Genomic DNA, 20,289 nt, shown 5'->3' with positions numbered 1-20,289 from the left:
GCGTGGATACCCCCAGGAAGGACCGGTTCAGCGTGCCCGCGAACCTGTTGCTGTTGTCTACTGCCGACACCGACCTACTGGCTGCGGCGGAGGCGGGAACCGGGTGGAAGGTCGCGAACCCGGCGCGCCTGGAGCTGTCTGAGCTCGCTCCGCTGCTGGACGCCGCGCAGATCGTGGTGGTGCGGCTCCTGGGCGGTAAGCGCGCCTGGGAGGACGGACTGGACGCCGTACTCGCGTCTGGCAAGCCCACCGTGGTGGTGAGCGGTGAGGCGGCACCTGATGCGGAGCTGATGTCGCTGTCGACCGTGCGGGCGGGGGCGGTGACCGAGGCGCTGGCGTACCTGCGGGAGGGCGGCGCGGACAACCTGCGGAACCTGGCCGGCTTCCTGAGCGACACCATCCTCCTCACCGGCGACGAATTCGACCCGCCGGCCGCGCTCCCGGCGTACGGGGTGCGTGGGACCTTCACTGACGACGACCGGCCGGTGGTCGGGATCGTCTACTACCGGGCGCATGAGATCGCCGGCAACACGGCGTTCGTCGACACGCTCGCTGCTGCGGTGGAGGCGGCCGGTGCACAGCCGCTGCCCGTGTACTGCGGGACGCTGCGCGGGCTGGACCCGACGAGCGACGAGAACGCCGGACTGTTCGAGCTGCTGCGCAAGTGCGACGTACTGGTCACCACGCTGCTCGCAGCGGGCGGTTCGGTCGCTGCGAACGCCAGCGCCGGGGGAGCGGACGACGCCTGGGACGCGGGCGCGCTGGCCGCACTCGACATCCCGCTGATTCAGGGGCTCGCACTCACGTCGACCCGCGAGCAGTGGCTCGCCAGTGACGCGGCGATCAGCCCGCTGGACGCTGCCACGCAGGTGGCGATCCCTGAGTTCGACGGCCGGATCATCACGATCCCGTTCTCGTTCAAGGCGTACGACGCCGACGGGCTGGCGCGGTACGCGCCGGATCCGGAGCGGTGCACCCGGCTGGCCGGGATCGCGGTCGCCCACGCCCGCCTGCGACACGTCCCGGTGCCCGAGAAGCGGCTCGCGCTCGTGCTCTCGTCGTACCCGACCAAGCACGCCCGGATCGGGAACGCGGTCGGTCTCGACACCCCCGCCTCGGCGGTCCAGCTGCTCGGCAAGCTCGAGGAGGCCGGGTACGACCTCGGCGGGCTCGACCTCAGCGAGTTGCAGGGCGCTGACGGTGCGGACGGGCTGATCCACCGGCTGATCGCGACCGGCGGTCACGACGTCGACTGGCTGACCGACGAGCAGCTCGAGAACGCCGTGGCCAAGGTGCCGCTGTCCACGTACGCGAAGTGGTTCGGCCAGGTCCCGGAAACGTTGCGTGAGGCAATGACCGAGGCCTGGGGCGAGGCGCCCGGATCCCTGTACGTCGACACCTCCGGACCCGAGACTGCGATCGCGCTGGCCGCGTTGCGGTTCGGGAACGTCGTACTGATGATTCAGCCGCCGCGTGGTTTCGGCGAGAACCCGGTCGCGATCTACCACGATCCCGACATGGCTCCGTCGCACCACTACCTGGCGGCGTACCGGTGGTTGGAGAACGCGCCGGCCGACGGTGGGTTCGGGGCACACGCTGTCGTGCACCTGGGCAAGCACGGAACGCTCGAGTGGTTGCCGGGCAAGGGCATCGGGATGGCGGCCGACTGCGCGCCGGACGCCGTGCTCGGGAACCTGCCGATGGTCTACCCGTTCATCGTCAACGACCCCGGTGAGGGAACGCAGGCCAAGCGGCGGGCGCACGCGGTCGTGGTCGACCACCTGGTGCCGCCGATGGCACGGGCCGAGACGTACGGCGACATGGCCAAGCTGGAGTACCTGCTCGACGAGTATGCGACGGTGCAGGCGCTCGACCCGGAGAAGGTCCCGACGCTGCGGGCACAGATCTGGACCCTGATCCAGGCGGCGCAACTGCACCACGATCTGCATACCGACGAGAAGCCGGACGACGAGGCGTTCGACGAATTCGTCCTGCACCTGGACGGCTATCTGTGTGAGATCAAAGACGTTCAGATCCGTGACGGCCTGCACATCCTTGGCGGCGTACCGGCCGGCGAGGCGCGGATCAACCTGGTGCTCGCCGTACTGCGGGCGCGGCAGCTGTGGGGCGGTTCGTACTCGATCCCCGGCCTGCGGGCTGCACTGGGGGAGACCTTCGGCGTCGACGAGGCCGAGCTGCTCGCGAACCCTGGTCTGGCCGCTGAGCTGACCGAGCTCGCGACACTGGCCGACCTGCCCGCGGTGAGTGGTGCAGACGGTGTCGACATCCTGGAGGCGGCCGCGCGCAAGCTGGTCGTCGCGATGGAGACGCTCAACTGGGATGCGTCGAAGGTGCCGGTCGTTGTCACCGAGGTCATCGGCCGCTCGTCGGTGGGCGTCGAGTCCGCGCTGACCTTCGCCGCGACCGAGGTCGTACCGCGGCTCAACGGCACTTCAGCTGAGCTGACGAACGTGCTGCGTGCACTGGACGGCCGGTTCGTCGAGGCAGGCCCGTCGGGTTCACCGACCCGCGGTCTGGTCAACGTGCTGCCGACCGGACGGAACTTCTACGCGGTCGACCCGAAGGCGATCCCGAGCCGCAACGCCTGGGACGTTGGCGTCGCGCTGGCCGACTCGCTGCTGGCCCGGCACCAGGCCGAGACCGGCGAATGGCCGCGCTCGGTCGGTCTGACGGTCTGGGGTACGTCGGCGATGCGGACCCAGGGCGATGACCTGGCCGAGGTGCTGTGGCTGCTCGGCTGCCGCCCGGTCTGGGACGAGGCCTCGCGCCGCGTCACCGGGTTCGAGGTGGTGAGCCTGGAGGAGCTGGGCCGGCCGCGGATCGACGTGACGATCCGGATCTCCGGGTTCTTCCGGGACGCGTTCCCACACGTCGTACAGCTGCTCGACGAGGCGGTCCGGACGGTCGCGGCACTGGATGAAGATGCCGCCGACAACTATCTCCGCGCCCACGTCGACGATGACGTTGCCGCGGGCAACGACGTACGGTCGGCAACGGCTCGGGTGTTCGGATCCAAGCCCGGCTCGTACGGCGCCGGCCTGTTGCCGTTGGTGGACGCGCGGAACTGGCGGACCGACGCCGAGCTGGCCGAGGTCTACGCGGTCTGGGGCGGGTACGCGTACGGCAAGGACCTGGACGGAGCCGAGGCGCGCGGGTCGATGGAGCGCGCGTACGCGCGGATCCAGGTGGCGGCCAAGAACGCGGACACCCGTGAGCACGACATCATGGATTCCGACGACTACTTCCAGTACCACGGCGGCATGATCGCGATGGTGCGGCACCTGACCGGGTCGAACCCGAAGGCCTACGTCGGCGACTCCGCCGTACCGGCGCAGGTGAAGACCCGGACGCTGGAGGAAGAGACCAAGCGGGTCTTCCGGGCGCGGGTCGTGAACCCGCGGTGGATGGCCGCGATGCGGCGGCACGGGTACAAGGGCGCCTTCGAGATGGCGGCGACCGTCGACTACCTCTTCGGGTACGACGCGACCGCGGGCGTGGTCGACGACTGGATGTACGAGACGCTCACCACCGAGTACGTCGCGGATCCGGAGATGGCCGAGTTCTTCCGCAAGTCCAACCCCTGGGCCCGGCACGGGATCGCCGAGCGGCTGCTCGAGGCCGCCCAGCGCGGCTTGTGGTCCGCGCCGTCGCCCGAAGCCTTGGAGACCCTGCGGAACGCAGTCCTTGAGACGGAGGGTGACATCGAGGACCGCGGCTGATTGGGTGGAGGTATGGCGCGGATCCTGATCACCAACGATGACGGTTTCCAGGCACCCGGGATCCGCGCGCTCGCTCCGGCGATCGCCGAGCTCGGCCACGACGTGTTCGTGGTCGCGCCGCTCGACGACCAGAGCGGCGTCGGCTCGGCGCGGGTCGGGGTGGCCAACCGGCCGATCCAGACCGTCGTCGAGGAAGCCGGCGGCATCAGCTACCGCGGGGTCGCCGGGACGCCTGCACTCGCGGTGACGCTGGCCACGCTCGGCGCGTTTGGTCCGGCGCCGGATCTGGTGCTGTCGGGGATCAACCGCGGCCACAACATCGGCGTACCGATCTTCCACTCGGGCACCGTCGCCGCGGCCCTGACCGCAGCCGGTCAGGGCGTCTCTGGCGTCGCGATCAGCATCCAGGGCATCGACCCCGTGCACTGGTCGACGGCGGCAACGATGGCCGGCGAAGCACTGGCGTGGATCGCGGCCGAGCCGGTGGGGACCGCGCTCAGCCTCAACGTGCCGGACCTACCGATCGACGAGCTGGCGGGAGTGCGGCACGCAACGCTGACCCCGATCACGCGCGAGCGGTTGGTGGCGACCACGGCTCCGACCGGCGAACCGATGATCGCCGTCGCCCCGCTCCGACCCGACCCACCCGCCGGTTCCGACGAGGCGCTGCTGCGGGCCGGCTACGTCACGGTCAGCCCGCTCGTCGGGATCCGTGTGCTGCCGGAGGACGATGCCGCGATCGCGTTGGCGAAGCGACTGTCGTCGTACCGATGAGCCTGTACGTCGAGCAGTACGGCGACCCGGATGCGCCGCCGCTGCTGTTCATCCACGGTCACGGCGGTGGATACCACTGGACGCAGTGCCAGGGCGAGCGACTCGGTTCGCAGCTGCACGTGATCTCGCCGGACCAACGCGGCGTACTGCGGTCCGACCCGGCTGACGTCGAGATCCGGATGGACCTCCTGATCTCCGACTTCGAGGAGCTCCGTCAGCAGTTGGGTATCGAGCGCTGGGCGATCCTCGGTCACTCGGCCGGCGGCAACTACGCCGTCTCCTACGCTCTCCAGCATCCCGACTCGGTCTCCGCCGTCATCTTCGACTGCCCCTGCTGGGACTTCGACGCCAACGACCGCTACCGGCTCCCGATCTTCGCCGACCTCTACGACCAGGCCGGCGACCCCGAGACCGCCGCCCGCTGCCGCGCCCTCGCCGCCCTGCCCCGCCGCCTCACCCCCGACGACAAAACCTACGAACTCGCCTTCGGCCTCGGCGAGGCCTTCCAGGACTTCTCCTGGTACGACCCCTCCCGCCGCCCCGCCTTCGAACAACTAGGCCGCGACGCCGACCTCACCGAAGACCAATGGGCCCGCGGCTACAGCCACCTCTCCACCCTCGCCGACCTCTACACTTCCAAACTCGACGACTTGGCCCACATCACCCAACCCACCCTCCTCATCCGAGGCACCAAGGACCCCGCCACCGACCCCCTCTCCGTAGCCACCTACGAAGCCACCGGCCGCCCCGCCATCACCTTCACCCACTCCGGCCACTTCCCCCACTACGAACAGCCGGAGGAGTATGCGGCCGAGGTGTTGACCTTCCTAACGACAGGAGGTGTCGGCGCAAGCTGACCGCACCGTCACCTGGGCCTCTTGTTGGGGTGGTTCGCGCGTTCGGACCGGAGGGTTGCCGTCCGATCGCAGGACCTCGGGCGCCATCGTGGTGGGCGTGGAGTGGCGGGGGCGGACCGCCAGCACCGTCTAACTCCGCACGGCTCGGACAGTTCACGCTCAGCATCACCCGCACGAGTCGCCGCACGAGGGGTTGGACGGTGGCACAGGTCCGGTACCGACCCGGGGTGGATCAGAGGAAGGTGAAGAGGTCGGCGGTGGAGATGATGGGCTCGTTGTTGGGGCCGGTGAGGGTGTCTTCCAGGCCTAGGCGGAGGTCGTGGCGGTGGGCGCGGGCCCAGTGGAGGGTGGGCCAGGCCCAGTGGTTCTCGCCGTGGACCAGGGCTGGGGTGTGGGGTGGGAGGGCGGCGAGGATGGATTGGGCGGCGGTGGGGCCGTCGGGGCCGGGGGAGATGGTGGGGATGGCTTCGACGAGGATGCGGAGGGTGGGGCCAGACCAGGTCAGGTAGGTGGCGGCGGCTTCGGGGGTGAAGAGTCCGGCTTCGACGGCGATACCTCGGGTGATCAGGAGGTCGGCGACCTCGCAGGCGCCGGGTTCGTGGAAGTTGACGCTGGCGAAGTCGGGGCCGGGTTCCCAGTCGGCGATCAGGCGGAGGCGTTCGGTGAGGTCGGGGACGATCGGTTCGCGGGTCGAGACGCCGATCGATACGCCGGGACAGGCGGTTCGGACGGCGTCGACGGCGGCGCGGATTTCGGGCCAGTGAAGGCTCTCGAGTTCGTCGGTGCCGCGGGGGTGCAGGTGCAGAGCGTCGGCACCAGCCTGTACGGCGGCCGCGGCTGCGTGGGCGAGTTCGTCCGGGGTGATGGGGACACCAGGGTGGTCGGCTCGGGTCCGGTCTCCGTTGAGGCACGCCTTGATCACGTGTCGACGATAAACCGGTGTGAACCTCGTCGCTGAGCGGCCGGGGGCGGTGTGCCATGATCGAGCGGACGGGTGTGGAGGAACACCGGTGACCGGGTTTGGCCGGGACTCCGGGGCGGTCCCGCCACTGTGACCGGGAGACCGGGAGCCAGAACATCCACACCACGTCCGCCGCGGTTTCGTGGCGTACCAGCTGCGCGGGCGTGGATACCCGCTGACGAAGGGACTTCCCGCTGATGCGGCCTGCGCCACCCTCGACCGGCTTTCCGTTCACCGCGGTGGTCGGGATGGACGACCTCCAGCTCGCTCTGATCCTCGCGACGATCTCACCGGCGATCGGTGGGGTGCTGATCCGAGGTGAGAAGGGGACGGCGAAGTCGACCGCGGTCCGCGCCCTGACCGAGATCCTGCCGCCGGTGGACGTCGTACTGGGTTGCCGCTTCTCGTGTGATCCCGAGGCTCCGGCGGCCGACTGTCCCGACGGACCGCATGCGGCGCTGGAGACGGTCAGCCGCGCAGCGCGGTTGGTGGAGTTGCCGGTGGGTGCGACCGAGGACCGGGTGCTGGGGTCGTTGCACCTGGAGAAGGCGCTGGCCGAGGGAGTCACGGCGTACGAGCCGGGATTGTTGGCTGCCGCCCACCGCGGACTCCTGTACGTCGATGAGGTCAACCTGCTGCACGACCACCTGGTCGACGTGCTGCTGGACGCCGCCGCGATGGGGCGCGCGACGATCGAACGGGACGGGGTGTCGGTGACGCACCCGGCGCGGTTCGTGCTCGTGGGCACGATGAACCCGGAAGAGGGCGAGCTGCGGCCGCAGTTGCTCGACCGGTTCGGCCTGACGGTCGACGTCGTCGCGAGCCGGGACCCCGCCGTACGGGTCGAGGTGATGCGCGCGCGGCTGTCCTACGAGGCTGATCCGGCAGCGTTCGTCAGCCGGTACGACGGACCGCAGCGGGAGCTCGCCGAGCGGATCGTCAAGGCACGCGACCTGCTGGGCGAAGTGATCCTGACCGACTCGGCGTTGCGCCAGATCGCCGAGATCTGCGCGTCGTTCGACGTGGACGGGATGCGCGCCGACCTGGTCACCGCCCGAACCGCGGTCGCCCATGCGGCATGGTCGGGACGCACGGTCGTCGAGGTCGACGACGTCCGCGCCGCGGCCAAGCTCGCCCTGCCGCACCGCCGCCGGCGCAACCCGTTCGACGCACCCGGCATGGACGAAGACCAGCTCGAACAAGCCATCCAGAACAGCATGCCCCAAGACCCGGACGACGACCCCGACGGCGGCACAGACCCCGACGGTCGACCCGACGACCCCGACACGACCCCTCCGACCGACGGACCGGACGCCTCCACCGACGGTTCAACCCCACCCGGCAACCCCACGAACGAGCTCGACCCCGCCGAAGGGCCGGACCTTCCCCGGAACTCCGCCGACCCGGATCCGGCCGACCAGTCCACCGAGAAGCCCGGTCGGCCTACCCCGGTAGGTGAGGTGGCCGGCAGCTCCGAGCCCTACAAGGCCCGCCTCCTGAGCGTGCAAGCAGCAGGTGCAGGCGTGGCCGGCCGCCGATCCCGAGCGATCACCGAGGTTGGCCGAGTAGTAGGCGACCGACCCCGCGTAGGACGAGAGTCCGGCCGCCCCCACCTCCTCGCGACCATCCGGGCCGCTGCCCCCCACCAACACGCCCGCGGCCGCAAGAACTCCGCCGACGCAGGCCCGGCCGACGCGCGTGCCGAGGCCCTTGGCAGCGCCGGGGTGGTCCCGCACGTGGGTGATGGTGGCCCAGGTAATGCGGTGGTGGAGGCGCGTGCTGGTGGTGCTGACCCGGCGCGTGCTGGTGGTGCTGACCCGGCGCGTGCTGGTGGTGCTGACCCCGCGCGGGTGGGTGGTGGTGACCCGGGTGGTGCGGTGGTGGAAGGGCGCGCTGGCGGTGGGGGACGGCGGGGTGGGTTGGTGGTGCGGGGGAGTGATGTGCGGCTGTCCGTGCGGGAGGGGCGGGAGGGGAACCTTGTGCTGTTCTGCGTGGATGCTTCTGGGTCGATGGGGACGAAGAGGCGGATGGGCGAGGTCAAGACGGCGATCGTTTCGTTGTTGCTGGATGCCTATCAGCGACGGGACACGGTTGGGCTCGTGACGTTCGCGGGGGCGGAGGCGACGGTGGCGTTGCCGCCTACGGGGAGTGTGGAGACTGCGGTACGGCGGCTTGAGTCGTTGCCGACGGGTGGACGGACGCCGCTGGCTGAGGGGTTGATGCAGGCGGCGGAGGTACTGCGGATCGCGGCGATCCGGGATCCGCGGCGGCGGCCGTTGCTGGTGCTGGTGACGGATGGTCGGGCGACGCAGGGGGAGAAGGCGTTCGCGAGGGCCAAGCAGGCGGCTGGGTGGTTGGCGCAGCGCGGGGTCGCGACTGTGGTGGTGGATTGCGAGCCCCGGCGTGGGGTTCGGCTGGGGCTGGCGGGTGAGCTCGCGGGTGATCTCGGCGCGGAGTACCTCGACCTCGGTGACGTTGCCGCTGGCAACCTTGTGCGGACGGTCTCGGAACGGAAGGTGGCCTGATGCCGAAGGGACAGCCGGAGGTCGTGCCGCAGGACGGGCTGACGACCCGGCAGCGCCGGAACCGGCCGCTGCTGATGGTGCACACCGGGGAGATGAAGGGGAAGTCGACCGCCGCCTTCGGGATGGCGTTGCGCGGCTGGAACCAGGGCTGGAACATCGGGGTCTTCCAGTTCGTGAAGAGCGCGAAGTGGAGGGTCGGCGAGGAGGGTGCCTTCAAGGCGCTCGGTCAGTTGCATGAGGCAACGGGTCAGGGCGGGCCGGTCGAGTGGCACAAGATGGGTGAGGGCTGGAGCTGGTCGCGCAAGGCCGGTACCGAAGAGGACCACGCCGCTGACGCGGTGGAGGGCTGGCGGGAGATCCAGCGCCGGATCGCCGCCGAGACCCACGATCTCTATGTGCTGGACGAGTTCACCTACCCGATGAAGTGGGGCTGGGTCGATGTCGACGAGGTCGTCGAGACGCTCGTGAACCGGCCCGGCCACCAGTACGTCGTGATCACCGGCCGCAACGCCGACCAGCGCCTGATCGACGCGGCGGACCTGGTCACGGAGATGACGAAGGTCAAGCACCCCATGGATGCCGGCCAGAAGGGGCAGAAGGGCATCGAGTGGTAGTTCCGCGGATTGTGGTGGCGGCGCCTTCGTCGGGAGCCGGCAAGACGACGGTTGCCGTCGGTCTGATGGCCGCGCTGCGGCGGGCCGGGCATGTGGTGGCCGGCTTCAAGGTGGGGCCGGACTACATCGACCCCGGGTTCCACGCGGTCGCGACCGGCCGGCCCGGACGGAACCTCGACGCGATGCTGAGCGGCGAGGAGCGAGTCGCGCCGCTGTTCGCGCACGGTGCGCTGGGCGCGGACCTCGCGGTCGTCGAAGGCGTGATGGGCCTGTACGACGGCGCCCTGGGAACCGAGGGTTTCTCGTCGACCGCCCATGTGGCGAAGTTGCTGAAGGCACCGGTCGTGCTCGTCGTAGATGCGTCTGCGGCGGGACGGAGCGTCGGGGCGGTTGTTCAGGGATTCGTTGCCTTTGACACCGAGGTGCGGATCGTCGGGGTGATCCTGAACAAGGTCGGCTCGGATCGGCATGAGGCCGAGGTCCGCGCCGGGGTGGCGCCGACCGGCGTACCGGTTCTTGGGGTGTTGCGGCGGGACACCAGGCTGACGGTTCCCAGCCGGCATCTGGGATTGATCCCGGCGGATGAACAGCGTCAGCAGGCGGAGAACGCGGTCGAGGCTGCGGCTGAGCTGGTGCGTGCCGGAGTTGATCTGGAGGCGTTCGTCGCTGCGGCGCGGGCGGCTTCGGAGCTGGCGACGGAGACCTGGGATCCGGCGGCCGAGGTGACGCCGGCGGAGGAAGGCCGGCCGGTCGTTGCGGTGGCGGGCGGGCCGGTGTTCTCGTTCCACTACACCGAGACGACGGAGTTGCTGACCGCTGCCGGTGCTGACGTGGTGCGGTTCGATCCGCTGCTCGATCCGTTGCCCGAGGCAACCTCTGCGCTGTATCTCGGCGGCGGCTTCCCCGAGCTGCATGCGGAGGCACTCGCGGCCAATGAGCAACTCAGGAAGCAGGTCGCGACCGAGATTGCCGCTGGGCTGCCGGTTGTCGCGGAGTGTGCGGGCCTCTTGTATCTGTGCCGTGAGCTCGACGGTCACCAGATGACCGGCGTTCTTCCGGCGACGGCTCGCATGACCGGGAGCCTGACGCTCGGCTACCGTACCGCGATCGCGGCGACCACGACCGCGTTCTTCGACGAGGGGCGTCGGGTGCGCGGGCATGAGTTCCACCGGACCGCGGTGGAGTTCGACGGTGACGTCGCTCCGGCTTGGTACCTGCCGGGCGGGGCCGAGGGGATCGCGCAGCCGTGCGTGCATGCGTCGTACCTGCATCTGCATTGGACGGCCACCCCTGATGTGCCGGCTCGGCTGGTAGCGGCGGCGCGCGTGCATGCTGGGTTGGAGAAATGAACCTCGTCGTCGGCGTCGGCCTGCGCGCCGGTACGTCGTACCGTGAGCTGCGCGATCTGGTCACGGAAGCCGTCGCCGATGCAGGCAGGGTCCGGATCCTCATCACAGTCGATGGGCGCGAGAGCGAACCGGCTGTCCAACGGCTCGCGGCCCACCTCGGTGCGGAGTTGCAGACGGTCGCCCCGGCTGAGCTTCGCCGGCAGAACGTGCCGAGCCCGAGTGAGCAGGTCGACGGCCTCGCCGGTACGCCGAGCGTCGCGGAGGCCGCCGTACTGAGCACTGGTGCTGAGCTTGTTGTCCCCAAACGCAAGTCGGGCGCGGCGACTGTTGCGGTGGGGCGGCTTGCGGCGGCTCCTGGGTATGCACCGGGGGAGCGGCACGTCGTGCATCGGGTGCTGGCGGAGCGACGGGATGTACGGCGGGGGTTCGTGGACCTGCCGATCCCGGATGACGTGCTGACGCGGGTGCTGGAGTCGGCGCATCGGGCGCCGAGTGTGGGGCTCAGTCAGCCCTGGGACTTCCTGCTGATTCGCGAGATCGCGACGCGACGGAAGATTCACGATCTGGCGAGTGCCCAGCGGGACGCGTTCGCGGCGTCGTTGCCGGATGAGCGACGGCAGCGGTTCGACGGGTTAAAGATCGAGGCGATCCTCGACACTCCGTTGAACATCGCCGTGACGTGCGACGCCGGGCGCGGCGGACGCCACGTACTCGGACGGCATGCAGATCCGCGGACGACGTGGTTCTCGGCCGCGATCGCGATCCAGAACCTCTGGCTGGCGGCGCGGGCCGAAGGGCTGGGCGTCGGTTGGGTCTCGTTCTTCGAACCAGGTGAAGTGGCCGCCGTGCTGGACCTGCCCGCGCACATCGAGCTCGTCGGGTACCTCTGCATCGGGTACGTCGATGAGTTCGCGCCCGCACCGGAATTGGTGCGGACCGGGTGGGCGTCGCGGCGTCCGCTCGCGTGGGCGGTGCATCAGGAGTCGTGGGGGAGGCGAGGTCTGCCAGGTGCCGAACCAACCTCAATCACCCAGGACGCCGAGCAAGCAGCCCGCGAGGTGGAGCCACGAGAGTCGGGGCAGTCGGTTCGCGTGGTGGTTGGTGGGGATCCTGCCGACTACCTGGGGCGGACGGACACGATCGTCGTACAGTTGGGTGCTAAGCCTGAAGCCGATTTCGGTGTGCTCTGGCGGCCGGCGCGGAATCCCGTGGAAGGTGTCGAGGTGGGCGTGGAGATCGTGCGGGATCTGGCGTTGCAGGGCGTGGGAGAGATCGCCGTACAGGTGGTCGAGGACGGCGACGTGGCGGCCGCGGTGGGGCGTGGGCTGCGGGTCGGGGCGAGTGCCTGCGGGGTTGGATGCCGTGATGAGCCGGTGGAGCTGTCAGACTCACCCGCATGACTGTGCCACCCAGTGGGGGATCCATGCACGTACCCGCCTTCTCGATGAAGCAGCGGATCACGTTGATGGCCAACAAGTACGAGCTGATCACGACCAACCCGGACGGGTCCGACGGGCAGCTGCTGGCGTTCGCGCAGCAGAAGCGGATGGCGTTCAAGGAAGAAGTCACGTTCTACACCGACGACAGCAAGTCGCAGGTGGTGTTCTCGTTCAAAGCGCGCAAGCGGATCGATCTCGGTTCGGGATACGACGTCTTCGACGCGAACGGCCAGCAGATAGGCTGGTTCAAGAAGGAGTTCGGCAAGAGCCTGCTGCGGTCGAGCTGGCAGCTGAGCGGGGCCGGGTTCGAGTCGTCCGGCACCGAGCGCAGCGCCGGGATCGCGATCCTGCGCCGGGTCTGGGACTTCGTCCCGTTCGTCGGTGAGATCCCGCTGCCCTTCATCTTCCACTTCGACTTCACCGACAACGCCAGCCGGCAGCCGGTGCTGTCGGTCGAGCGGAAGATGTCGATCCGGGACCGGTACCGCGTGACGGTCCAGGACCAGCGGGTCGACTTCCGGGTCGCGGCCGCGATGACGGTCGCCCTGGACGCGCTCCAGAGCCGCTGATCGTGCAGTAACAGAGCCCGCCGTACGACCCCGGTCGTACGGCGGGCTCACTCTTTCGGGTGAACTGACCCCGAAGACCCTTGGCTGGGCAAGCTGGCGGTGCGAGTCTTGAGGACATGAGTGCAACTCAGCGCAGTCGACGGTGGTTGGTTCCGGTTACGGCGGTGGCCGTGGTGGCCGGAGTGGGGACGCTCGGGCCGGTGGTCGCGGACGCCTCACCGAAGTTGCCAGGGATCTCCGCACAGGAGTTGCTGGCCAAGGTGCAGACCGCGAAGGTCGACGGGCTGAGCGGCACCGTGCACTCGTCCGCTGATCTCGGTCTGCCGGCGCTACCCGGCGTGACCGGTGGTGACAGCAGCTCGCCGAGCGGCCAGGTGACCGAGATGCTGAGCGGTGACCACACCGCGCGGGTCGCGTTCGCCGCGCCGGACAAGGCACGGGTCTCGGTGCTCGACAACATGGCCGAGCGGGTCTGGACGTCGGACGGCAAGTCCGCCTGGGCCTACGACTCGTCCAGGCGCGAGGCCGTGAAGCTGCAGATCCCGGCGCACGACAGCGGCAAGCCCGAGAAGGCGCCGCAGTCGTACGACCCGCAGGCCGTGGCCAAGCAGTTCCTGGACGCGATCGACCCGACCACGAAGGTCGATGTCAGCGGCACCGAGAAGGTCGCCGGGCGGGACGCCTACAAGCTGCGCCTGACGCCGAAGACGGACAAGACCACGGTCGGCTCGGTGACGCTGGCGGTGGACTCCAAGACCTACGTCCCGCTGCAGGTGAGTGTCCTGCCGCGGACCGGCAAGGACCCGGCGGTCGAGATCGGCTTCACGCAGGTCGACTTCGCCGTACCGGCGGCGAGCACGTTCACGTTCACCCCGCCGAAGGGTGTCGAGATCAAGCAGCCGAAGGTGCCGACGACGCGGCCGGATCACCCGGTCAAACCGACCGGCCCGAAGGCCGTCCCGGGCAAGCCCACTGAGAAGCCTGAAACCGCCAAGAAGCCCGGTACGGCGAACGCTCCGACCGTGCTCGGTGAGGGCTGGGACGCCGTGGTGATGGTGAAGGGTGTGAAGCTGACCGGTGCCGGTGGTCCGGTCGACCAGCTGCTGGTGGGTGCGCCGACGGTTCAGGGTTCGTGGGGCAAGGGCAAGCTCGTGTCCAGCAAGATGGTCAACGTGCTGATCACCGACGACGGACGAGTGTTCGCCGGCCTGGTCACCGCGCAGACCCTGCAGGACGCCGCCGCCAAGGCGCCCCGCTGACCGTGACAGACACACAGAAGCTGGCCGGCGAGGGATCCACGCCGGAGCCGGTAGCCGGGGGATCTGCCCCCGGCCCGGCCGTCGGGGATTCCGCGCCGGAGTCGGGGCGTGGGGGTTCAAGTCTCCCCTCGCACACCCCGGCGGCTCCTCTCGTTACTCCGACGGGTGGGTCTCCGCTTGTTACGCGGGGGCTGACCAAACGGTTTCGTGGGGGACAGGTCGCCGTCGACTCGGTCGACCTTGAGGTGCCGGCTGGGAGCGTCTTCGGCTTTCTTGGGCCGAACGGTTCCGGCAAGACGACCACGATCAGGATGGTGCTCGGGCTGATCGCGCCGACGTCGGGGGCGGTCGAGCTGCTCGGGCAGCCGATGCCGAAGGCTGCGTTGCGCGTGCTTCCGCAGGTGGGCGCGTTGGTGGAGGGCCCGGCGTTCTATCCGTTCTGGAGCGGCCAGGCGAACCTGCTCCGCTTCGACGCCGCCGACCGCACGGCAGACCCACGCACTCGCAAGGCCCGCGCAGGCGAGGCGCTCGAGCGGGTCGGCCTGTCGAACGCGGCTGGTAAGAAGGTGCGCGCGTATTCACTCGGCATGAAGCAGCGGCTGGCGATCGCGGTCGCGCTGATGCAGCGCCGCGAACTCCTGGTGCTCGACGAGCCGACCAACGGTCTCGACCCGCAGGGCACCCGCGAGGTGCGGAACCTGATCCGCGAGCTCGCAGGTGACGGTACGACGATCTTCACCTCGACCCACCTGCTGGCCGAGGTCGAGCAGGTCTGCACGCACGCCGCGGTGATGAGTCGCGGCCGCCTGATCCGGCAGTCGAGTATGGCGGAGCTGCGCTCCGAGCTGCGGCCGCGCCTGGTTGTCCGCACCCCGGATGTCGCCGCGGCCGCCGAGACCCTGAAGCGGCTCGGCGTGACCGATCTGCGCACCTCCGACGAGACCGTCGAGGGCGACGCGGCCGATCTGCCGATCGAGAAGTTCGCCGCGGGGCTGGTCGCCGCGGATGTCCGCATCCACGGTTTCGGCCTGGAGCGTCCCAGCCTCGAAGACGCCTTCGTCGCGCTCACCGGAGAGGGTTTCGATGTCGCCGAGTAGCGCGGTAGCCGACGTACCGATCGCCACACCGAGCGCCGGCCGGCACACGCTCGCGCTGTTCCGGTCCGAACTGCAGCTCGTCTTCGGCCGGGCCCGGACCTGGGTCCTGCTTGCCGTGCTGGCCGCCGTACCGCTCCTCATCGGCGTCGCGATCAAGCTGTCCGGCACCGAAGGCGGCGCCGAGGGATTCCTCGGTCAGGTCGCCGGCAACGGGCTGTTCCTGATCGTGGCGAGCCTCGGGCTCTCGCTCCCGTTCTTCCTGCCGACCGCCGTGACCGTGATCTCAGGGGAGTCGCTGGCCGGCGAGTCCAGCCTCGGTACCCTGCGAAACCTGCTCACCGCTCCGGCCGGACGCTCGCGCCTGCTGGCCGCCAAGATGGTCGCGCTGGCGGTCTTCTGCCTGGCCGCGACGCTCACGATCTGGGTCGCCGGGCTGATCGTCGGCTTCCTTCTGTTCCCGGTCGGCGATGTCCTGCTGCTGTCCGGCTCGACGATCTCGCTGGGGGAGGGGCTGCTGCGAGCCCTGGCCATCGCGGTGGTGATCGCGTTGTCGCTGCTCGGCCTCGCCGGGATCGGGCTGTTCGTGTCGTCGCTGACCTCGACGCCGCTCGCGGCGATGGCGGCCACGTTCGGCACCTTCATCGTGCTCGGCATCATGTCGGCGATCCCACAGATCGACGTGATCCACCCGTGGCTGCTGATGTACGGCTGGACGTCGTTCGCCGACCTGCTCCGCGACCCGCCGTACTGGGACGCGATCGTGCGCAACCTGCTCCTGCAGGCCGGCTATCTGGCCGTCTTCTACTGCGCGGCGTGGGCCCGGATCACGAGCCGCGACATCGTCTGAGGAGACAATAGGCGGGTGGATCCCGATCTGGTCGCCGTGCTGCGCTGTCCGGTCTGTGCCGAGGGGCTGGCACTGACCGGCCGGACGGCGGGCTGTGCGCATGGGCACGCGTACGACCTGGCGAAGCAGGGTTACCTCAATCTGTTGCCTTCGGCATCGAATGGGATCGAGGGCGACTCGGCCGCGATGATCGGCGCCCGGACGGTCTTCCTGGGCGGCGGTCACTACGCGCCGATCCGGGACGCGCTGATCCTGCGCGCGGCCGAGTACCTCCAGCCCGACAGCGACGAACTGGTGGTCGAGGTCGGAGCGGGGACGGGCTACTACCTCGCGGGCGTCGCCGGCCGATCGCGACGCGGGCTCGCGCTCGACGTCTCCCGGTACGCCGCTCGCCGAGCGGCCAAAGTGGATCCGCGCATCGGCTCGGTGGTGTGTGACGCCTGGCGCGAGCTGCCCGTGGTAGACGGCGCCGCCCAGGTGGTGCTGAACGTGTTCGCTCCGCGCAATGCCACCGAGATGGCTCGAATCCTCAAGCCAGGCGGTGTGCTGCTGGTAGTGACACCGAACCCGGAGCACCTGGCCGAGCTGGTCGGCGTACTGGGGATGGTGTCGGTCGACGAGGACAAGGAGCGGCGCCTCCAGGACGCGCTCGGTGGGACCTTCGCCGAGACGGGCCGCACGCTGATCGAGGAGCCGATGCGGCTCGATCGCAATGCGGTGGAACAGCTGGTGCTGATGACGCCGAGTGCGCGGCACATCGCGCCGTACGAGCTCGCGGACCGGATCGCCGTCCTGCCCGAGCCGGCGCTCGTCACGCTCTCGGTCACGCTGACAACCTGGAAGCCCTTCTGAGTCGATGCCGGCTAGCACGGCATCTCATCAGGGCCTAGATGGTCAGGCAGCGTTGGCGACGAGCTCCTTGGCGACTACGTTGCCGTGCTCCTCGGCGGTGGCGTGCGCCTCGGTCTCGGACACCTTGGAGGCGTCGATCAGGTCTGCCATCGCGGGCGTGACCGGGGCCAGGGTGAGCTCGGCGGCCGCCGTACGGATCTTCATCCCGAGGACGTCACCGAAGATGCGCTCCAGGTACGGCGTCGAGTGGTCCCAGCCGTGCTTCGGCGTACCGGGGGCGTAGCCGCCACCGCGGGCCAGCGTGAAGATGATCGGCCGGCCGACCAGCGGGTTCACCCCGCGCAGGTAGGGCTCGTCGGTGAGGAACAGGTCGATCCACACCTTCACGTGCTGCGGGATGCCGTAGTTGTACAGCGGTACGGCGAGCAGGATCGCGTCGGCGTTCTTGACCTCCGAGCTGATCTCCTGGACCAGCGCGAGGGCCTCGGTCAGCTGGTCGCGTTCGGCGTCGGTTTCCGGGTTCTCGCCGACCGCCATCCGGGCGATGGCCGGCCAGGCCGTGGCCGGGAGCGGGTCGCGGCCGAGGTCGCGGCGGACGACGACGCCGTCGGGGTGCTCGGCCTTCCAGGCGGCCTCGGCGCTGTCGGCCAGCGCGCGGCTCACGGATCCGTGCAGGCGGACGCTGGCGTCGACGCGGAGCAAGGTGGTCATAGTCGGTCTCTCCTGAGGGTTCGGTGGGGCTGCTCGATTCGAGCTGTTCCGAAGATAGTCTGCTAGACAGAACATATTCAAGTCAGATCGTATTCCGGGTGGCGTAGACCACGTAGACTGGGTTTCGTGACCAGCACTTCGGCGGATGTGGGAGCCAAGACGGCCCGTGGCGTAGCGCCACGCGTGGCCAGTGGTGCGCCGGTCGAGACGGATCTCGGCTGGGCGCTCGGCGTCGTGTTCCGCCGCTACGCGAAGGCCTCCGGTGCCGCGCTCGGCGACGTACCGGGCGGGCCGCGCGGCTACCAGGTGATCGCGACGGTGAACTCCGAGGGACCGAAGCGGCAGCTCGATCTGGCCGCGCAGCTCGGCGTCGACCGGACCGTGATGACGTACCTGCTCGACGACCTGGAGGGCGCCGGACTCGTGCAGCGCCAGCCCGATCCGGCCGACCGCCGGGCCCGGCTGATCGTGCCGACCGAGCAGGGCAAGATCACCCTCTGCGACCTGGAGCGCCGGCTGACGGCCACCGAGGACGAGGTGCTCGGCATGCTGGACGAGGACGAGCGGTCGAGCTTCCGGACGCTGCTGCGGCGCGTCGCGCTGAAGGCGGACGCGCTGGACCCGCTGCACAACGCCTGTGCACTGGCCGACGAGAATGTCGACCCGGCAACGACCTAGCGATCAGTGCAGCGGCACGAAGCCTGATTCATAGGCCTTGATGACCGCCTGGGTGCGGTCGCGGGCGTTCAGCTTCGCGAGCACGTTCGCCACGTGGGTCTTGACGGTCTGCAACCCGAGGATGAGCTCGGCCGCGATCTCCGCGTTCGACAGTCCACGCGCCATCAGCCGCAGGACCTCCTGCTCGCGGTCGGTCAACTGGTACTCGCCGAGCCCGCTCGGACGCGTCGACTGCGCACCCACGTGGGCGAGCGCGAGCGCCCGGATCGCCTCTGGGAACAGCAGCGACTCGCTCCCCGCGACAGTGCGGATCGCGGCGATGATGTCGTCCGGCGGGGTCCGCTTCAGCAGGAATCCCGACGCGCCGGCCCGCAGAGCGTCGTACACGTAGTCGTCGTTCTCGAAGGTGGTCACGACGAGCACGCGCGGTGCCGGATCGAGGCTGTCGAGCAGCAACCGGGTGGCCTGGATGCCGTCCACGGCGGGCATCCGGACGTCCATCAGTACGACGTCGGGGCGCGTCCGGCGGACCACCGGCAGAACCTCGGCGCCGTCGGCGGCCTCGCCGACCACGGTCAGGTCGGGCTCGGCGTTGATGATCGCGCGCAGCCCACTGCGGATCAGCGGCTCGTCGTCGACCACCACCACGGACAGCGTCACGTCCGTCATCCCTTCGTCGTCACGGCGACCGGCAGGCTCACGGTCAGCCGCCAGTCCTGGTCGTCCCGCCCGGCCGCGACCGCGCCCCGTAGTACGGCGACTCTTTCACGAATGCCGGCCAGTCCCCGGCCACCGCCCGCATTGGCCGATTCGCCGGTCACCGGGTTGGTCACTGTCAGACGGAGCCCCGATGTGTCGAGCCGGATCTCCAGGGCCACGGTCAGCTGGTCGTCCGGGTGGCCGGCGTGCCGGATCGCGTTGGTGAGCCCCTCCTGGAGGATGCGGTACGCCTCCCGCGAGACCGTCGAGGGCAGCCGGTCGAGCGCCCCGGAGCGCTCGATCGTGACCGTGATCCCGCCGGCCCGGGTGGCGTCCACCAGCCGGTCGAGATCGGCGAGGGTCGCCTGCGGTGCGGTGGCGGAACCCGGGCGCCGGTCGTCGCGCAGCAGGCCGAGCACGTGGTCGAGGTCGGCCAGCGCCGACCTCGCCGAGGTCTCGATCGCGCCGAGGGCCGTCTCGGCGAACTCGGGATCGCTGGCCAGCACCCGCCGTGCGGCCGCCGCCTGGATGGTGACCAGGCTGAGCGCATGACCGACGCTGTCGTGCAGTTCGCGGGCAAGACGGTTGCGTTCGGCAAGGGTCGCTGTACGGCGTTCGAGCAGTTCGATCCGCTCGGCCGCGGTCGGTCCGAGGATGCGGGGTGCGAGGTAGGCGAGCAGCGCGCCGACGGCCGACGAGATCAGGAACAGACCGACCAGCGAGGCCACGAAGGCGAGCGGCATCCACGCGTCGGTCCAGGTCCCGGTGACGTCGTAGTCGATCCCCGGCACCAGCTCTCGCGAACCCTGCGCGCGGAACGGGGCCGCAAGCAACACCGGCCCGGCCCCGAAGACGACGGTGCTGAGAATGCCGACCAGACCACCCATCACCAGATGCAGAGTCAGCCAGGCGGCGGTCCGGCGGCGCTGCGCCCAGGTCCGTGCCGGGCCGAGCGGTCGCTCCTCGAACTTCACCCCGAGCAGCGACGACACCGCGATGCCCTCGACCTCCCGCACCGCGGGCAGCAACCCGATCGCGAGCGGCGGCGCGACGCCGAGCAGCGCCAGCAGCACCACACTCGCGGGGCCCGGCAGCCGCATTTCGTGGGTGAGCGCGCCGACCGCGCTGCCGACCAGCAGCACGGCCAGCACCAGGGCGGCGCCGATCAGCAGATAGATCCAGCGCAGGTACGTCGACGCCCGGCCGAGGGACCTGAGCGCGGTGATCACCTGCCCATGGTGTCAAACCCCAGGGGTCCGGACCTCCCTCGGCGGAGTGAAGGTGCCGGGCAGAAGTGCTCGGAATCACAAGAGGTTGA

17 protein-coding genes and 1 riboswitch are annotated in these 20,289 nt (G+C 69.8%); of the genes, 13 read left to right on the top strand and 4 right to left on the bottom strand.

Going from position 1 to position 20,289, the window contains the following annotated elements:
- Window positions 1-32 precede the first annotated feature (32 nt).
- From cobN to ACIA49_RS31410, 3 genes are read left to right on the top strand one after another with little or no spacing between them, the layout of a single operon-like run.
- A complete protein-coding gene (cobN, locus tag ACIA49_RS31420; protein ID WP_396381357.1) occupies window positions 33-3,740 on the top strand; it encodes a cobaltochelatase subunit CobN in 3,708 nt (1,235 codons plus the stop codon).
- Between the two features lie 12 nt (window positions 3,741-3,752).
- Window positions 3,753-4,514: a 5'/3'-nucleotidase SurE gene (gene surE / locus ACIA49_RS31415; RefSeq protein WP_396381356.1), complete on the top strand. Its 762-nt coding sequence runs from the start codon at window positions 3,753-3,755 to the stop codon at window positions 4,512-4,514.
- Window positions 4,511-5,371 (top strand): alpha/beta fold hydrolase, encoded by an 861-nt coding sequence (locus tag ACIA49_RS31410; RefSeq protein ID WP_396381354.1) that lies wholly within the window; start codon window positions 4,511-4,513, stop codon window positions 5,369-5,371. The genes surE and ACIA49_RS31410 overlap by 4 nt, the downstream gene beginning before the upstream one ends.
- A 232-nt stretch (window positions 5,372-5,603) precedes the next feature.
- Here ACIA49_RS31410 and ACIA49_RS31405 read toward each other — a convergent pair whose 3' ends face one another.
- Window positions 5,604-6,293, bottom strand: coding sequence for a 3-keto-5-aminohexanoate cleavage protein (locus tag ACIA49_RS31405; protein ID WP_396381352.1), 690 nt, complete (start codon window positions 6,291-6,293; stop codon window positions 5,604-5,606).
- Window positions 6,294-6,373: 80 nt separating this feature from the next.
- A riboswitch (cobalamin riboswitch) is annotated at window positions 6,374-6,449 on the top strand.
- Window positions 6,450-6,529: 80 nt separating this feature from the next.
- On the opposite strand from ACIA49_RS31405, the gene ACIA49_RS31400 reads away from it, so the two are divergent.
- From ACIA49_RS31400 to ACIA49_RS31360, 9 genes are all read left to right on the top strand, one after another.
- Window positions 6,530-8,857 (top strand): magnesium chelatase subunit D family protein, encoded by a 2,328-nt coding sequence (locus ACIA49_RS31400; RefSeq protein WP_396381350.1) that lies wholly within the window; start codon window positions 6,530-6,532, stop codon window positions 8,855-8,857.
- Entirely contained in the window at window positions 8,857-9,471 is a 615-nt protein-coding gene (gene cobO, locus ACIA49_RS31395) for a cob(I)yrinic acid a,c-diamide adenosyltransferase (protein WP_396381348.1), read from the top strand. Before ACIA49_RS31400 ends, cobO begins: the two co-directional genes overlap by 1 nt.
- Window positions 9,465-10,820 (top strand): cobyrinate a,c-diamide synthase, encoded by a 1,356-nt coding sequence (locus ACIA49_RS31390; protein ID WP_396381347.1) that lies wholly within the window; start codon window positions 9,465-9,467, stop codon window positions 10,818-10,820. Before cobO ends, ACIA49_RS31390 begins: the two co-directional genes overlap by 7 nt.
- Window positions 10,817-12,220, top strand: a complete 1,404-nt coding sequence (gene bluB / locus ACIA49_RS31385) for a 5,6-dimethylbenzimidazole synthase (protein ID WP_396381345.1) — start codon at window positions 10,817-10,819, stop codon at window positions 12,218-12,220. Before ACIA49_RS31390 ends, bluB begins: the two co-directional genes overlap by 4 nt.
- Entirely contained in the window at window positions 12,217-12,828 is a 612-nt protein-coding gene (locus ACIA49_RS31380; RefSeq protein ID WP_396381344.1) for a hypothetical protein, read from the top strand. Before bluB ends, ACIA49_RS31380 begins: the two co-directional genes overlap by 4 nt.
- A 116-nt stretch (window positions 12,829-12,944) precedes the next feature.
- A complete protein-coding gene (locus tag ACIA49_RS31375; RefSeq protein ID WP_396381342.1) occupies window positions 12,945-14,087 on the top strand; it encodes an outer membrane lipoprotein carrier protein LolA in 1,143 nt (380 codons plus the stop codon).
- 191 nt (window positions 14,088-14,278) lie between these two features.
- Complete coding sequence (locus ACIA49_RS31370) at window positions 14,279-15,184, top strand: ABC transporter ATP-binding protein (RefSeq protein ID WP_396381622.1); 906 nt, start codon at window positions 14,279-14,281, stop codon at window positions 15,182-15,184.
- Complete coding sequence (locus ACIA49_RS31365; protein ID WP_396381340.1) at window positions 15,171-16,031, top strand: ABC transporter permease; 861 nt, start codon at window positions 15,171-15,173, stop codon at window positions 16,029-16,031. Before ACIA49_RS31370 ends, ACIA49_RS31365 begins: the two co-directional genes overlap by 14 nt.
- Before the next feature lie 15 nt (window positions 16,032-16,046).
- Complete coding sequence (locus tag ACIA49_RS31360; protein WP_396381339.1) at window positions 16,047-16,883, top strand: putative RNA methyltransferase; 837 nt, start codon at window positions 16,047-16,049, stop codon at window positions 16,881-16,883.
- Window positions 16,884-16,925: 42 nt separating this feature from the next.
- On the opposite strand, the gene ACIA49_RS31355 is transcribed toward ACIA49_RS31360, so the two are convergent.
- The gene (locus ACIA49_RS31355) at window positions 16,926-17,594 is read right to left on the bottom strand and encodes an FMN-dependent NADH-azoreductase (RefSeq protein WP_396381338.1); all 669 of its coding nucleotides are present in this window, start codon (window positions 17,592-17,594) and stop codon (window positions 16,926-16,928) included.
- Between the two features lie 126 nt (window positions 17,595-17,720).
- Between ACIA49_RS31355 and ACIA49_RS31350 the strand changes: the two genes are divergently transcribed.
- Window positions 17,721-18,272: a MarR family winged helix-turn-helix transcriptional regulator gene (locus ACIA49_RS31350; protein WP_396381336.1), complete on the top strand. Its 552-nt coding sequence runs from the start codon at window positions 17,721-17,723 to the stop codon at window positions 18,270-18,272.
- A 3-nt stretch (window positions 18,273-18,275) separates the two neighbouring features.
- Here ACIA49_RS31350 and ACIA49_RS31345 read toward each other — a convergent pair whose 3' ends face one another.
- Both ACIA49_RS31345 and ACIA49_RS31340 read right to left on the bottom strand, forming a co-directional pair.
- Window positions 18,276-18,932: a response regulator gene (locus ACIA49_RS31345; RefSeq protein WP_396381620.1), complete on the bottom strand. Its 657-nt coding sequence runs from the start codon at window positions 18,930-18,932 to the stop codon at window positions 18,276-18,278.
- Between the two features lie 5 nt (window positions 18,933-18,937).
- Window positions 18,938-20,200 carry a sensor histidine kinase gene (locus ACIA49_RS31340; RefSeq protein WP_396381335.1) on the bottom strand — a complete coding sequence of 421 codons (1,263 nt, stop codon included), beginning with the start codon at window positions 20,198-20,200 and terminating at the stop codon, window positions 18,938-18,940.
- Window positions 20,201-20,289 lie beyond the last annotated feature (89 nt).

It is taken from the genome of Kribbella sp. NPDC051587 (assembly GCF_044453945.1).
In the GTDB taxonomy this organism is placed as follows: Bacteria; Actinomycetota; Actinomycetes; order Propionibacteriales; family Kribbellaceae; genus Kribbella.
Note: the sequence above shows the minus strand (reverse complement) of the source record. Positions and strands in the feature narration are given on the sequence as shown.